This is a genomic window from Pseudomonas sp. No.21 (assembly GCF_054558415.1).
Genome location: NZ_BAAJNO010000011.1, coordinates 173755 through 189435, shown reverse-complemented (window position 1 = coordinate 189435; position 15681 = coordinate 173755). Strand labels below are relative to the sequence as shown.

The following is a 15681-nucleotide window of genomic DNA, read 5'->3' as shown; positions in this document are numbered from 1 at the left end:
TGGTAGCAAAGGCTCGGCGGAGCGTCAGCCCGGGTTTTCCGGCAGCCAGGAAAGGAAATGCGGCCCGATGTAGCGCTTGGGCAGCTGGAACTCCTCGGGGTATTCCACTTCCACCAGGTACAACCCATAAGGATGGGCGGTGACGCCGCCGGTACGCCGGACGCGACTTTCCAGCACTTCGCGGGCCCACTCCGGTGGCCGCTCGCCGGCACCGATGGTCATCAGCACCCCGGCGAAGTTGCGCACCATGTGGTGGAGGAAGGCGTTGGCGCGGATGTCCAGGACGATGAAGCGCCCATGCTCGCTCAGGCGCAGGTGGTGCACCGTCTTGATCGGCGACTTGGCCTGGCACTGGCGGGCACGGAAGGCGCTGAAGTCATGGGTGCCCACCAGGTGGGCGGCGGCCTCGCGCATGCGCTCGACATCCAGCGGCCGATGGTTCCAGGTGACCTCCTCGGCCATGTGCGCCGGGCGGATCTGGTCGTTGTAGATGACGTAGCGGTAACGCCGCGCCATGGCGCTGAAGCGGGCATCGAAATGCCGCGGCATCTCCTGGGCCCAGGCCACGCTGATGTCGCCCGGCAGGTTCATGTTCGCCCCCATGACCCATGCATGCATGGAGCGCTGGACCGGCGTGTCGAAATGCACCACCTGGCCGCTGGCATGCACCAGCGCATCGGTGCGGCCGGCACAGCTGAGCGTCACCGGCGCGCCGCCGGCCACCTTCGACAGGGCCTTCTCCAGGCACTCCTGGACCGATGGAACCCCGGCGCGCTGGCGCTGGAAGCCGCGATAGCGGGAGCCCTTGTACTCGACGCCGAGGGCGATTCTGTAAATGCCAACGGCAGCCGAGTCGGCTGCCGTTGTGGGTACTGCTTGGGTCATTGATCAGCTGATACGGGCGATGAGCTCGCGCGCTTCCTGTTGCTGGTTCTCACTGCCCTCGGCCATCACTTCGTCGAGGATGTCGCGGGCGCCTTCGGTGTCACCCATGTCGATGTAGGCGCGGGCCAGATCGAGCTTGGTGGCGGTTTCGTCGGTTCCGGAGAGGAAGTCGAAGTCGTCTTCGCCATCCAGGTCCAGCGCCGGAGCGGCGGTGCTGGCCGGCGCGCTTTCTGCCGGCGGCTGGTCGAGGCTCTCGGCGAGCTGGTCGAGCTCGGCGGTCACTTCATCCAGCTTGGCGGCGAAGCTGTCGGAAAGCGGCGCGTCCACTTCGGCGGCTGGCTCGTCCTCGGGCATCGACAGGTCGAAGTCGGACGGCAGTTCGAAGGCGGAGGCGGCTTCTTCCTTGGCCGGCTCGGCGGCAGGTTCGGCCCCACCCAGGCCCAGCTCGTCGTCGAGGCTGAGGAGGAAGTCGTCTTCCTCGGCAACGGTCGACTTGGTGTCGGATTCGAGATCCAGGCTGAAGTCGGCGAGATCGTCGCCCAGGTCCAGCGGCTCTTCCGCCAGCGGCTTGCTATCCAGCTCCAGGTCGAAGCCCAGTTCGTCGTCGAGGCTCGCAGCCGGAGCGGCGGGTTCGTCGAGGCTCAGGTCGAGATCGTCCAGGCCGGCCAGCGCGTCGTTGCCGGCGGACGCCTGCAGGTCGCGATCGAGGTCGGCTTCCAGTTCGTCGAGGCTCAGGTCGAAGGCGTCGTCCAGATCCGACTCCGCAGCGGCGGGCGCCTGGGCAGCGGGAGCGGCAGGCTCGTCCAGGGTCAGGTCGTCGAGGCTGAAGCTGTCCAGGTCGTCCGCAGCGGCAGAGCTGGCGGCGAAGCCCAGGCCCGCAGCGGCGGCAAGCGCCATGGCCGGGTACTTGGCCTTGAGCTGATCGACTTCGGCGTAGGCACCGCCGATCTCACGCAGCTCGCTCTCCTGGCGGGCGAAGCCGTCGCGGTCACCCAGTTCGGCGTAGACCTCCATCAGCTTCAGGCGCAGGTCGGCGCGGTGCGGCTCGTCATTGATGGCGTTCTGCAGCAGCTCGGCGGCCTGGTTGAAACGACCGTAGGCGATATAGATGTCGGCTTCGCTGATGGCGTCGCCGGTCTGGGCGGTGACGCGCTCTTCGGCCTGGGCGGGCGCAGCGGCCGCTACGGCGGGCTCGTTCTCGAGACCGGCGAAGGCGTTGTCCTGGATGTCCAGGTCGTTGTCGAAGTGGGTGTCGTCATCCTGGGCCGCCAGGCTGTTCTGCAGCTCGGCTTCCTTCATCGCATTGCGACGGGACAGGATCATCAGGGCGACCAGCAGCGCCAGCAGCGCGCCGCCACCGGCGATACCCAGCAGCATCGGATTGCCCATCAGGTCGTCGATGAAACCAGGCTGCTCGGCTTCCGGCTCGACCGGAGCGGGCGCGGCAGCAACCGGCGCCGGCTCGACCGGCTTGGCGGCTTCGGCCGGAGCGGCAGGTTTTTCAACGGCATCAGCCGGCTCACTGGCCGGCTGCTGGTTCTGGGACTGGGCGGCTGCATCGGGTGCAGCCGGCTCCTCGTTGTAGTTGTAGTCCGGTGCCTGCCCGGCCGGGGGAGTGGCCTGGGTCGCGTCGGGTGCCGGAGTAGCCGGCACCACTGCGGGTTGTTCGGCAGCCGGAGCCGCCGGGGTGGCGGAAGCGGCTGGCGCTGCCGGGGTCGGCGTGGCCGGAGTCGCCGGGGCCGCTGCTTCGGGTTTCTTCGCCAGGTCGCCCTGCAGCTTGGCCAGTTGGTCGTCCTTCAGCTGGATGAGGCGTTGCAGCTTGTCCAGCTGGCTCTGCAGGTCGCTCATCCGGCCCTTGAGCTCGTCATTCTCGCGACGGGTGGTGTCCAGGCTTTCCTGGGTGACCGCCAGCTTCTCGGACAGGGCCTTGTTGTTGCCGTTGCCGGCCCCTTTCTCGCTGCCAGCGGTGGCCTTGCCACTGTCGGCGGAGAGCAGGCGCAGGCTGTCCTTGCTTTCGGTCTTGGCAGGAGCGGCACCGGCAGTGGCGCGCTTGGTGGCGTCCAGCTGGCGCTGACCGGCACTGCCCGCAACCGCGCTGCCGTCACGCCAGGCGGCGTTCTGAGCGGCGACCTGGGCGATGGCTTCGGATTGCGAACGGCTGGCGATCTGCGCATCGGTCGGCATGCGCAGCACCTGGCCGCTCTTCATGCGGTTGATGTTGCCGCCGACGAAGGCATCCGGGTTCAGGTCCTGGATGGCCAGCATGGCCTGGTGTACGGAGCCGCTGGAGCGATTGCGCTGGGCGATTTCCCAGAGGGTGTCGCTACCGGTGGTCTTGTATTCCTCGGCGCCCGCCTTGGTGGTGGAAGCGGTCGACGCCACCGGAGCGGAAGCACGCGGAGCCTGGGCGGCCGGGCTGGCACTCGGACGCGGGGCGGCAGCGGCCGGACGCGGGGCCTGGGCCGGGGCGGCGATGGGCATGCTCGGCACGACGGCGGCGGTGGTTTCGGGGGAATAGGTCGGCGGGTCCAGCAGCAGGGTGTATTCGCGCAGCAGGCGGCCATTGGGCCACAGCACTTCTACCAGGAAATTGAGGTAGGGCTCGCGCACCGGCTTGTTGGAAGTAACGCGGATCACGCTCTTGCCGTTGGGCTTGAGCACTGGCGTGAACTTCAGATCGGTCAGGAAGTACTGGCGATCGACACCCGCCTTGCTGAACTCCTCGGCCGTAGCCAGGTTCGGAACGACTTCGTTGGAAGCCAGGTCGCGGACCTCGAGCAACTCGATCTCAGCCACCAGCGGCTGATTCAAGGCGGACTTCAGGGTCACTTCCCCGAGCCCCAGAGCATGTGCCATGCCGGAGGTCAGCGCCGAAGCAGCCGCAATTGCCAGCACCAGTTTGCGAACCCGAATCATAGCGTAATCCCTTGTTTTATCTTTTTTTCTCGGCCGAACGAGAGAGTATTTTGATCGCTGCCACAACACGCCATAGCGGTTCCCCGTCAGCGATGAAAACTAAACCAGTATTGTCAAGCTAGAAAAGTTCTTCAAATTTTCAGGTAAGTATCTTTTACAGATAGTGTTTTATCAATAACTCGGCGGACTGTACGGCGTTGAGTGCAGCGCCTTTTCGCACATTATCAGACGCAATCCACAAATTGACTTGGCGCGGGTCTTCCAGGCCTTTTCGCACCCGGCCGACGTAGATCACATCCTGCCCAACAGCGTCACCTACTGCCGTCGGGTAGTCGTCCCGCTCGACCAGCTCGATGCCTGGCGCAGCCTCCAGTCGCTCCAGCACACGAGCCAGATCGACATCCTCACGCACCTGCAGCGAGACGCTCAGGCTGTCGCCGAAGAACACCGGTACGAGCACGCAGGTGGCGGCCACGTCCAGCGCCGGGGCGACGAGCAGCGCTTTCAATTCGCGTGCCAGTCTTCTTTCCAGTTGCGCATGCCCCTCCCCGTCCACCGCATCGGGTTGGGCGAGGACGTTGAAAGCCACCTGGCGATCGAAGAAGCGCGGCTCCAGTGGGCGAGCATTGAGCAACTCGGCGGTCTGCCGGGCCAGTTCGTTCACGCCTTCGCGCCCACGACTGGAAACCGCGAGGCAGGCGGTGACGGTGACCCGCTCGATGCCCAGGGAGGCCAGAGGGGCCAGCGCGCAGGCCAGGGCCACGGCGGACGCGCTCGGGCTGCTCAATCTATAAGGAGGGGCCAGTTCGCCCAGCAGGCCGGCGTTGGCCTCGGGCACCAGAGGCTTGGCATCATCCAGTGCCCCGGACAGGTCGATCACCGCACAGCCAGCCTGGCTGGCGCGATCGGCGAAGCTGCGGCTCACCGCTTCGCCAGCGGCGAAGAAGGCCAGGCGTACCTGGGAGAAGTCGAACTCGGCGACATCGCGCACGCGCAGGTTCTTGCCACGGAACGGCACGGAGGCACCGGCGGACTCGATGCTGGCCAGCAGGTGCAGGGTGCCGATAGGGAACTCACGCTCGGCGAGGAGCTCGACGAGGGTTTCGCCAACGGTGCCGGTGGCGCCGACAACGGCGATATCGAAGGACTGGCTCATGGACATTGCCTCTGGCGAAACGGGAGCGGCACTGTAACCGCCGCCCCGCACGCAGGCAATCGAGGGAAACCGGGCGCCGACGAGCCTCATCGGCGCCCGGTGTCGATCAACGCTCCAGGAGGATGCGCAGCATGCGGCGCAGCGGTTCGGCCGCGCCCCACAGCAGTTGGTCGCCGACGGTGAAGGCGCCCAGGTACTGCGTGCCCATGTTGAGCTTGCGCAGGCGGCCCACCGGTACGCTGAGGGTGCCGGTCACGGCGGTCGGGGTCAGCTCGCGCATGCTGATCTCGCGCTGGTTCGGCACCAGCTTCACCCAGGGGTTGTGCTGGCTGATCATGCCTTCGATGTCGGCGATCGGCACATCCTTGTTCAGCTTGATGGTCAGCGCCTGGCTGTGGCAGCGCATGGCGCCGATGCGCACGCAGATGCCGTCCACCGGGATCGGGCTCTTGAAGCGGCCGAGGATCTTGTTGGTCTCGGCCTGGCCCTTCCACTCTTCGCGGCTCTGGCCGTTGGGCAGCTCCTTGTCGATCCAGGGGATCAGGCTGCCGGCCAGCGGCACGCCGAAGTTCTCGGTCGGGAAGCCTTCGCCGCGCATGGTCTCGGCCACCTTGCGGTCGATGTCGAGGATGGCGCTGGCCGGGTTGGCCAGGTCATCGGCGACCGCAGCGTGGGTGGCGCCCATCTGCTTGATCAGCTCGCGCATGTTCTGCGCACCGGCGCCGGAGGCGGCCTGGTAGGTCATGGCGCTCATCCATTCCACCAGGCCGGCTTCGAACAGGCCGCCCAGGGCCATCAGCATCAGGCTGACGGTGCAGTTGCCACCGATGTAGTTCTTGGTGCCGGCGTCCAGCTGCTGGTCGATCACGCGGCGGTTGACCGGGTCGAGGACGATGACCGCGTCGTCCTGCATGCGCAGGCTGGAGGCGGCGTCGATCCAGTAGCCCTGCCAGCCGGCTTCGCGCAGCTTGGGGAAGACTTCACTGGTGTAGTCGCCACCCTGGCAGGTCAGGATCACGTCGAGGCTCTTCAGCTCATCGATGCTGTAGGCATCCTTCAGCGGAGCGACGTCCTTGCCGATCGCCGGGCCTTGCCCGCCGACGTTGGAGGTGGTGAAGAAAACCGGCTCGATCAGGTCGAAATCCCGCTCTTCCAGCATCCGCTGCATGAGTACGGAACCCACCATGCCGCGCCAACCGATCAGACCTACACGCTTCATGACAACTACACCTTTCAGGGAAAAAGTGGGCCGCTGCCATGCAGCGGGCCCGACAGATTACAGATTACGCAGGGCCTCGACCACTGCATCGCCCATGGCTTGGGTACCGACCTTGGTGGTACCGGCGGAGAAGATGTCACCGGTGCGCAGCCCCTGGTCGAGGACGTTGCTCACGGCCTTCTCGATGGCATCCGCGGCGGCGCCCTGGTTGAAGCTGTAGCGCAGCATCATCGAGACCGAGAGGATGGTCGCCAGCGGGTTGGCGATGCCCTGGCCGGCGATGTCCGGCGCGGAACCGTGGCACGGCTCGTACATGCCCTTGTTGTTCGCGTCCAGGGAGGCGGAAGGCAGCATGCCGATGGAGCCGGTGAGCATGGAAGCCTCATCCGACAGGATGTCGCCGAACATGTTGTCGGTGACCATGACGTCGAACTGCTTGGGTGCACGCACCAGCTGCATGGCCGCGTTGTCGACGTACATGTGCGACAGCTCGACGTCCGGGTAGTCCTTGGCCACCTCCTCCACCACTTCGCGCCACAGCTGGCTGGAGGCGAGCACGTTGGCCTTGTCCACCGAGCACAACTTCTTGCCACGCACGCGGGCCATGTCGAAGCCGACGCGGGCGATGCGGCGGATTTCGCTCTCGGCATACGGCAGGGTGTCGTAGGCCTGGCGCTCGCCGTTTTCCAGCACGCGTTGCTCGCGGGGCTGGCCGAAGTAGATGCCGCCGGTCAGCTCGCGGACGATGAGGATGTCCAGGCCCGCGACCACTTCCGGCTTGAGGCTGGAGGCATCGGCCAGTTGCGGATAAAGGATGGCCGGGCGCAGGTTGGCGAACAGGCCCAGTTGCGAACGGATCTTCAGCAGGCCACGTTCCGGGCGGATGTCTCGCTCGATCTTGTCCCACTTCGGGCCGCCCACGGCGCCCAGCAACACGGCGTCGGCCTGGCGGGCACGCTCCAGGGTCTCGTCGGCCAGCGGCACGCCGTGCTTGTCGATGGCGGCGCCGCCGATCACGTCGTGGGTCAGCGCGAAGCCGAGCTGGAACTTGTCATTGGCCAGCTCCAGCACCTTGACCGCCTCGGCCATGATTTCCGGGCCGATGCCGTCGCCAGGGAGAACCAGAATCTGTTTGCTCATGAGTCTTTCCTTCGGAAAAAAGCTTCAAGCCCCAAGTCGCAGGCCCCAAGTACGTGTCGCTTGGAGCTTGCAGCCTGACGCTCGGTTATTGGGTGGCCCACAGCACCAGCACGTCGGTACTGAAGGAGCCGTCTTCGGTGATCTCGAAATAGGTGCGGACTTCCTCGCCCACCGCCTTCTGCAGGGCCAGGATGGCATCGCGGAACACATCGGGCGTGCGCATCCGCGTGATCCAGGAGCCGAACTCCAGGCGCAGGCGCTGACGCGCATGGCGCTCGACGAACAATCCCGCCTCGCTGACCTGACGCAACCACTCGGCGACGGAATAATCGCGCACATGGCTGGTATCGCGCAGCACTTCCACCGCCTGCAGGTGGGTGTCCAGCAGCGGGCTGCCCGGCGAGGCCACATCGATGAAGGCAGCGGTGCCGCCCGGCTTCAGCACCCGGCGCACCTCGCGCAAGGCCAGGCCCAGGTCGCTCCAGTGGTGCGCCGAATAACGGCTGAAGACGAAGTCGAAGCTGGAATCGTCGAAGGGCAGGCGCTCGGCCGCCCCACGCTCGGTGCGCACGTTACCCAGGCCACGCTCGGAGGCCGCCGCGGCGACCACATCCAGCATCTGCTGCGACAGGTCGTAGGCCACCACGTCGCCGACCAGCGGCGCGACATGGAAGCTGACATGCCCGGCGCCACAGCCGAGGTCGAGCACCCGGGCATCGCCCCGGCCCGCGACCGCCGCCTGCAACTGCGCGAACTCCGCGCCCTGGGCATGCACGGCGCTGCTCAGGTAGGCACTGGCCTGTTCGCCGAACTGGCGCTGCACCACCTGGGCATGGGCCTTGTCGCTCATCTCGCGTCCTCGCCTCAGGCGTCGCGGAACAGCCAGGGCTGCGCCTGGCGGTGGCCACTCTCGAAGGCGCGGATGGCATCCGCGTCCTGCAGGGTCAGGCCGATGTCGTCCAGGCCATTGAGCAGGCAGTGCTTGCGGAAGGCATCTACATCGAAGGAGTAGGTCTTGCCGTCCGGGCGGGTCACGGTCTGCGCGGCGAGGTCGACGGTGAGCCGGTAGCCCTCCTGCACTTCGCATTGCTTGAACAGCTCGTCCACTTCCTCGTCCTTCAGGATGATCGGCAGCAGGCCGTTCTTGAAGCTGTTGTTGAAGAAGATGTCGGCGTAGCTCGGCGCGATGATGGCGCGGAAGCCGTACTCCTCGAGGGCCCACGGTGCATGCTCGCGGGAGGAGCCGCAGCCGAAGTTCTCACGGGCCAGCAGCACGCTGGCCCCCTGGAAGCGGGGGAAGTTGAGGACGAAGTCCGGGTTCACCGGGCGCTTGGAGTTGTCCTGGTTCGGCTGGCCGACATCCAGGTAGCGCCACTCGTCGAACAGGTTCGGGCCGAAGCCGGTGCGCTTGATCGACTTGAGGAATTGCTTGGGGATGATCTGGTCGGTGTCGACGTTGGCACGGTCGAGCGGAGCGACGAGACCGGTGTGTTGGGTGAAGGCTTTCATCTCGCTCTCCTTACTTGAGCATCTCGCGAACATCGACGAAGCGGCCGTTGACGGCGGCTGCGGCGGCCATGGCCGGGCTGACCAGGTGGGTACGCCCACCGGCACCCTGGCGGCCTTCGAAGTTGCGGTTGGAGGTGGAAGCGCAATGCTCGCCGCTTTCCAGGCGGTCCGGGTTCATCGCCAGGCACATGGAGCAGCCCGGTTCACGCCATTCGAAACCCGCCTCGATGAAGATCTTGTCCAGCCCCTCACGCTCGGCCTGCTGCTTCACCAGGCCCGAGCCCGGCACCACCATCGCCTGCTTGACGGTCGCGGCGACCTTGCGCCCCTTGGCCACTTCGGCTGCGGCGCGCAGGTCTTCGATGCGCGAGTTGGTGCAGGAGCCGATGAACACGCGGTCCAGCTGGATATCGGTGATCGCCTGGTTGGCGGCCAGGCCCATGTACTTGAGGGCGCGGGTGATGGAGTCGCGCTTGACCGGGTCGGCCTCGACGGCCGGGTCCGGCACGCGCTGGTCGACCGGCAGCACCATCTCCGGCGAGGTGCCCCAGCTGACCTGGGGAATGATGTCCTCGGCACGCATCTCGATCACGGTGTCGAAGTGAGCGTCGGCGTCGGAAACCAGGCCGCGCCAGACCGCCACGGCCTTTTCCCAGTCTGCCCCCTTGGGTGCGAAGGGACGGCCCTCGACATAGGCGATGGTCTTCTCGTCCACCGCCACCATGCCCACGCGGGCACCGGCCTCGATGGACATGTTGCAGATGGTCATGCGGCCTTCCATGGACAGGCCGCGGATGGCGCTGCCGGCGAACTCCAGGGCGTGGCCGTTGCCGCCGGCGGTGCCGATCCGGCCGATCACCGCGAGCACGATGTCCTTGGCGGTGACGCCGAAGGGCAGCGTGCCCTCCACGCGTACCTGCATGTTCTTCATCTTCTTGGCGATCAGGCACTGGGTGGCGAGCACATGCTCCACCTCGGAGGTACCGATGCCGTGGGCCAGCGCACCGAAGGCACCGTGGGTGGAGGTGTGCGAGTCGCCGCAGACCACGGTCATGCCCGGCAAGGTGGCGCCCTGCTCCGGGCCGACCACGTGGACGATGCCCTGGCGCACATCATTCATCTTGAACTCGAGGATGCCGAAGTCGTCGCAGTTCTCATCGAGGGTCTGCACCTGGATGCGCGACACCTCGTCGGCGATGGCCTCGAGGCCACCCTGGCGCTCGGCGCGGGTGGTCGGCACGTTGTGGTCCGGGGTGGCGATGTTGGCGTCGATGCGCCATGGCTTGCGGTCGGCCAGACGCAGGCCTTCGAACGCCTGGGGCGAGGTCACTTCATGAAGGATGTGGCGGTCGATGTAGATCAGCGACGAACCATCGTCGCGGCGCTTCACCTCGTGCATTTCCCAGAGCTTGTCGTAGAGCGTCTTGCCGGCCATCGGGCGTTCCTCATCAGCGTGTTTCCATGCCGGGGCTCTCATTGGACAAAAAGGCCCCTTGGCTTGTGGGGATGATCCTAGGGATTTGACATGAATAACTCAAATTCATATTTTTTATCCAATGGATTCCTACAAGGAATCGATAGCCCCGCAGTCGACCGCCACCCACGCGACCGCCCTCTCCCGCACACCCGCCGCCCACGCGGCCCGGAGCCCCAGCGCCATGGATCTCGCCAGCCTCAATGCCTTCATCGCCATCGCCGAAACCGGCAGTTTCTCCGAAGCCGGCGAGCGCCTGCACCTGACCCAGCCGGCGGTGAGCAAGCGCATCGCCTCCCTGGAGCAGCAACTGAACGTGCGCCTGTTCGACCGCCTCGGCCGCGAAGTGGGGCTGACCGAGGCCGGCCGCGCCCTGCTGCCGCGGGCCTACCAGATCCTCAATGTGCTGGACGATACCCGCCGCGCCCTCTCCAACCTGTCCGGCGACATCAGCGGCCGCCTGACCCTGGCCACCAGCCACCACATCGGCCTGCACCGCCTGCCGCCGCTGCTACGGGCCTTCACCCGCGCCTACCCGCAGGTGGCGCTGGACATCCAGTTCCTCGACTCCGAGGTCGCCTACGAGGAGATCCTGCACGGCCGCGCCGAGCTGGCGGTGATCACCCTGGCCCCGGAAACCGCGCTGCCGGTGCAGGCGGTGCCGGTCTGGGACGACGCCCTGGACTTCGTCGCCGCCCCGGAGCACCCGCTGGCCCGCGACAAGACCATCTTCCTCGCCGACGTGGCCAAGCATCCGGCGGTGTTCCCCGGCGGCAACACCTTCACCCACCACATCGTGCGGCGCCTGTTCGAGGCCGAGGGGCTGACGCCGAACATCGGCATGAGCACCAACTACATGGAGACCATCAAGATGATGGTTTCCATCGGCCTGGCCTGGAGCGTGCTACCGCGCACCATGCTCGACGAACAGGTGGTCCGCCTGCCGCTGCAGGACATCCAGCTGAGCCGCAAGCTCGGCTACATCCTGCACACCGACCGCACCCTGTCGAACGCTGCCAAGGCCTTCATGGCGCTGCTCGACGCCCAGCGCGATCACCTTGCGTAGTCCCCGAGGCTGGGGCTAACGTGAGCCGCATAACGATAAGAAAAGGCCCGCGCATGCCCTGTCCACCCCGCCCACTCCCACCCGTCCTCCCGCCAGATTGCAGTCACCGGACCGGAAGGGGCCGCCATGTCCAAGCCAACTGACCATCCGCCGCTGCCCTACATCCCCGCCCTCGACCCGGCCGAATTCGAGCAGAGCTGGCAGGACGTGCAACGCCTGCTCGCCGCCCTCAATGGCGCACGCCTGGGTGCCTGGGACTGGGACATCGCCAGCGGTCGGGTCAACTGGTCGCGCGGTGCGCAGGCGCTGTTCGGCCTGGACCCCAAGCGCCCGCTGCGTACCCAGGTCGACTACATCGAGCTGATTCCCGAGGAGGACCGCGCCGGGGTCCTGGAACTCTTCGCCCGCGTGCTTTCCGGCGCCCACCCCGAGCGCGCCTTCCGCCACCGCATCCGCTGGCCCGACGGCAGCCTGCACTGGCTGGAGATCAGCGGCAGCCCGCAGCAGGATGCCGATGGCCGCAAGCGCATCATCGGCGTGATCCGCGACGTGACCGAGCAGCAGGAACGCGCCGAGGCCCTGGAGAACTCCCAGCGGCGCTTCTCCAGCCTGTTCCACCTGAGCCCCGACGTGGTGCTGCTGGTGCGCATGGAAGGCAGCATCATCACCGAGGCCAACCAGCACTTCGAGAGCGTATTCGGCTGGCCGGCGGCCGAAGTGGTCGGCCGCAGCACGGCGGAGCTGGGCATCTGGGTACACCCGCAGCAACGCGAGCTGCTGTATCGCAGCCGCAGCGACTCGGAAGACCCCATCGTCCAGGAAGTCCAGTTGCGCACCCGCGACGAGCGCGTGCTCGACGGCGTGCTGTCCAGCCAGTTCATCGAACTGGAGGGCGAGTCCTTCCTCATCAGCACCTTCCTCGACACCACCGAGCGCAAGCGCGCCGAAGCCGCCCTGCGCACCAGCGAGGAAAAATTCTCCAAGGCCTTCCGCAGCACGCCCGATGCCGTGGTCATCACCGACCGCGAGACCGGCTGCTTCATCGAGGCCAACCCCGGCTTCCAGCGCCAGTTCGGCTGGGACGCCAGCGAGACGATCGGCCGCAGCTCCCTGGAACTGGGCATCTGGGTGCATGCCGGGCAGCGCCGCGAGATGCTCGAGGACTTCGACCGCCACGGCACCCTGGATGGCCTCGAAGTGCAACTGCGCGGCCGTGACGGCAGCGTCAGCACCAACCTGCTCTACGGCGACCAGATCCAGCTCAACGGCCGCACCTGCCTGGTGCTGACGGTGCGCGACATCACCCGCATGCGCGCCCAGGAACGCGCCCTCAAGGAGAGCCAGGAGCGCCTGGCCCTGGCCCTGGAGTCCGCCGACCTGGGCACCTGGGACTGGCACATCCCCAGCAGCTGCCTGTACGGCTCGGCGCGTGCCTCCGCCCTGCACGGGCTGGCGGCCGAGCCCTACGAGGGCGACTTCAAGAACTTCTTCAGCTTCGTGCCGCTGGAAGACCAGATGGCCATGCGCCAGGCCTACCAGGACCTGCTGACTGGCGTGACCAAGGACTACCAGTTCACCTACCGCTCGCGCTTCGCCAACGGTGAGATCCACTACCTGGAAAGCACCGCCAAGCTCTACCGCGACGAAGCCGGCGAGCCGCTGCGCATGGCCGGCATCCTCATCGACATCACCGAACGGGTACGCCGCGAGCAGCGCCTGGCGGCCTCGGAGGAGAAGTTCGTCACCCTGTTCCAGGCCAGCCCCGACCCCATCTGCGTGACCCGCGTGCGCGATGGCGCCTTCATCGAGATCAACCCCAGCTTCACCGAGGTGTTCGGCTGGCGACCGGACGAGATCGTCGGCCGCTGTGCGCCGGAGATCGCCTTCTGGGTCGACCTGCAGCAACGCGACCGCCTGTCACGCGAGCTGATGCGCGAGAAGGGCCTGGACAACGTCGAGGCCCAGTACCTGACCCAGGACGGACGGACGCTGACCTGCGTGGTGTCCAGCCGCTTCATCCGCGTCGACCGCCAGCTGTGCATCACCACCACCTTCCGCGACATCACCGAGCGCCAGCAGGCCGAGGCCGCCCTGAAGGCCAGCCAGGAGAAGTTCGCCAAGGCGTTCCACTCCAGCCCGGACGCCATCACCATCACCGAGCGCGACACCGGCCGCTACATCGAGGTCAACGAGGGGTTCTGCCGCCTCACCGGCTACAGCGCCGAGGAAGTCATCGGCCGCACCGCCCATGACCTGAACATCTGGGCCCGCCCCGAGGAGCGCCAGCGCCTGGTCGAGGTGATGCGCCGCGACGGCCGCGCGCACCACCTGGAGATGTCCGGCCAGCACCGCGACGGCACGCGCAAGGTGGTAGAGGTGTCGGTCGAGCAGATCGACCTGGACGGCAAGGCCTGCCTGCTGCTGACCGCCCGCGACATCAGTGCGCTGAAGGACGCCCAGGCGCAGATCCAGCACCTGGCCTACCACGACCCGCTGACCAACCTGCCCAACCGCGCGCTGCTGATGGACCGCCTGACCCAGCAGATCGCCCTGCTCAAGCGCCACAAGCTGCGTGGCGCCCTGCTGTTCCTCGACCTCGACCACTTCAAGCACATCAATGATTCACTCGGCCACCCGGTGGGCGACTCGGTGCTCAAGATGGTCACCGCGCGCCTGGAAGCCAGCGTGCGCCTGGAAGACACCGTGGCGCGCCTGGGCGGTGACGAATTCGTCGTGCTGCTCACCGGCCTGGAGGGCAAGCGCTCGGAAGTGACGCGCCAGGTGCGGCAGATCGCCGACAAGCTGCGCAAGCTGCTGGCCGAGCCCATGCTGCTGGACGGCCACCACCTGCAGGTGACGCCGAGCATGGGCGTGGCGCTGATCCCCGATCACGGCGAGACACCCGCCGACCTGCTCAAGCGCGCCGACATCGCCCTGTATCGGGCCAAGGACTCCGGGCGCAATGCCATCCAGCTGTTCCGCGCGACCATGCAGGAGGCCGCCAGCGAGCGCCTGCGGCTGGAGAACGACCTGCGCCTGGCGCTGGTGCGCGGCGAGTTCGAGCTGCACTTCCAGCCCCAGGTGGATGCCCGGGACAACCGCGTGATCGGCACCGAGGCCCTGCTGCGCTGGAAGCACCCGACGCTCGGCCCGCAATCGCCGGCGCAGTTCATCCAGGTGCTGGAGGAAAGCGGCCTGATCGTCGAAGTGGGCAGCTGGGTGCTGGCCGAAGCCTGCCGCGCCTGCGGGCAACTGTTGGCCGAGGGGCTGGCCAACGCCGACGACTTCAGCCTGTGCGTGAACATCAGCCCGCGGCAGTTCCGCCAGAGCGACTTCGTCGAGCGCATCGAGAAGAGCCTGGCCGATACCAACCTGCCGCGCAGCATCCTCAAGCTGGAGATCACCGAAGGCATCGTCATCCAGAACCTCGACGACACCATCGGCAAGATGCGCCGCCTGAAGAAGCTCGGCGTCAGCTTCGCCATGGACGACTTCGGCACCGGCTATTCGTCGCTGACCTACCTCAAGCGCCTGCCGGTGGATGTGCTGAAGATCGACCAGTCATTCGTCCGCGACGCCACCAACGACCCCAACGACGCCGAGATCATCCGCGCCATCGTCGCCATGGCGCGCAGCCTGGGGCTGGGCATGGTGGCAGAGGGGGTGGAGCAGCAGGAGCAACTGGACTTCCTCGAGCAGCAGGGCTGCCACCTGTACCAGGGCTACCTGTTCAGCAGGCCGGTGCCGCTGGACGAGTTCCGCGCGCTGCTGGCCAGGAACCGCCAACAGGGCTGAGCGCCAGCCGCCCCAATGAGAAAGGGCGCCCTGGGGCGCCCTTTCTCGTGCCGCTTGCGCGTCGGATCAGTTTTCCAGCACCGGACGGGTGCCGTTGATCGGGATGCGCTTGGGCTTGGCCTCTTCCGGCACGATGCGTACCAGGTCGATGTTCAGCAGGCCGTTCTGCAGCCCCGCGTTACGCACCTCGATGTGGTCGGCCAGGCGGAACGACAGCTTGAAGGCGCGCTGGGCGATGCCCTGGTGCAGGTAGGTCACGCTTTCGGCGCCGTTATCGCGCTTGCCGCCGCTGACGGTCAGTACGCCGCGCTCGACATGCAGCTCCAGGTCGTCTTCCTGGAAGCCGGCCGCAGCGACCACGATGCGGTACTGGTCGTCACCGTGCTTCTCGACGTTGTAAGGCGGGTAGGTGCTGCCGCTCTCGTTGCGCAGGGCCGATTCGAACAGGTCGTTGAACCGGTCGAAGCCTACGGAATGGCGGAACAGCGGAGCGAGGGAAAATGCGCTGGTCATGACAATCT

At 66.7% G+C, this 15681-nt stretch carries 11 protein-coding genes; 2 read left to right on the top strand and 9 right to left on the bottom strand.

The features are described 5' to 3' along the window. Positions 1–24: 24 nt before the first annotated feature. The 8 genes from truA to leuC form a co-directional block, all read right to left on the bottom strand. Entirely contained in the window at positions 25–885 is an 861-nt protein-coding gene (truA, locus tag ACYJSS_RS23115) for a tRNA pseudouridine(38-40) synthase TruA (protein ID WP_111259427.1), read from the bottom strand. A 3-nt stretch (positions 886–888) separates the two neighbouring features. Continuing rightward, positions 889–3801, bottom strand: coding sequence for a FimV/HubP family polar landmark protein (locus ACYJSS_RS23110; RefSeq protein WP_111259428.1), 2913 nt, complete (start codon positions 3799–3801; stop codon positions 889–891). 154 nt (positions 3802–3955) lie between these two features. Then, on the bottom strand, positions 3956–4957 hold the full coding sequence (locus ACYJSS_RS23105; protein ID WP_111259429.1) for an aspartate-semialdehyde dehydrogenase: 1002 nt from the start codon (positions 4955–4957) through the stop codon (positions 3956–3958). A gap of 106 nt (positions 4958–5063) precedes the next feature. Then, positions 5064–6176: an aspartate-semialdehyde dehydrogenase gene (asd, locus tag ACYJSS_RS23100; RefSeq protein ID WP_111259430.1), complete on the bottom strand. Its 1113-nt coding sequence runs from the start codon at positions 6174–6176 to the stop codon at positions 5064–5066. A 57-nt stretch (positions 6177–6233) separates the two neighbouring features. Beyond that, positions 6234–7316, bottom strand: coding sequence for a 3-isopropylmalate dehydrogenase (gene leuB / locus ACYJSS_RS23095; protein WP_111259431.1), 1083 nt, complete (start codon positions 7314–7316; stop codon positions 6234–6236). Positions 7317–7401: 85 nt separating this feature from the next. After that, entirely contained in the window at positions 7402–8166 is a 765-nt protein-coding gene (locus ACYJSS_RS23090) for a class I SAM-dependent methyltransferase (RefSeq protein WP_111259432.1), read from the bottom strand. A gap of 14 nt (positions 8167–8180) precedes the next feature. After that, on the bottom strand, positions 8181–8825 hold the full coding sequence (gene leuD / locus ACYJSS_RS23085; RefSeq protein WP_111259433.1) for a 3-isopropylmalate dehydratase small subunit: 645 nt from the start codon (positions 8823–8825) through the stop codon (positions 8181–8183). A gap of 10 nt (positions 8826–8835) precedes the next feature. Next, complete coding sequence (gene leuC / locus ACYJSS_RS23080; RefSeq protein WP_111259434.1) at positions 8836–10260, bottom strand: 3-isopropylmalate dehydratase large subunit; 1425 nt, start codon at positions 10258–10260, stop codon at positions 8836–8838. 223 nt (positions 10261–10483) lie between these two features. Between leuC and ACYJSS_RS23075 the strand changes: the two genes are divergently transcribed. Beyond that, complete coding sequence (locus ACYJSS_RS23075) at positions 10484–11365, top strand: LysR family transcriptional regulator (RefSeq protein ID WP_111259524.1); 882 nt, start codon at positions 10484–10486, stop codon at positions 11363–11365. 126 nt (positions 11366–11491) lie between these two features. Then, complete coding sequence (locus tag ACYJSS_RS23070) at positions 11492–15160, top strand: PAS domain S-box protein (RefSeq protein WP_111259435.1); 3669 nt, start codon at positions 11492–11494, stop codon at positions 15158–15160. A gap of 66 nt (positions 15161–15226) precedes the next feature. Here the strand turns inward: ACYJSS_RS23070 and ACYJSS_RS23065 are convergent, their stop codons facing one another. Continuing rightward, complete coding sequence (locus ACYJSS_RS23065; RefSeq protein WP_111259436.1) at positions 15227–15673, bottom strand: Hsp20 family protein; 447 nt, start codon at positions 15671–15673, stop codon at positions 15227–15229. Positions 15674–15681 lie beyond the last annotated feature (8 nt).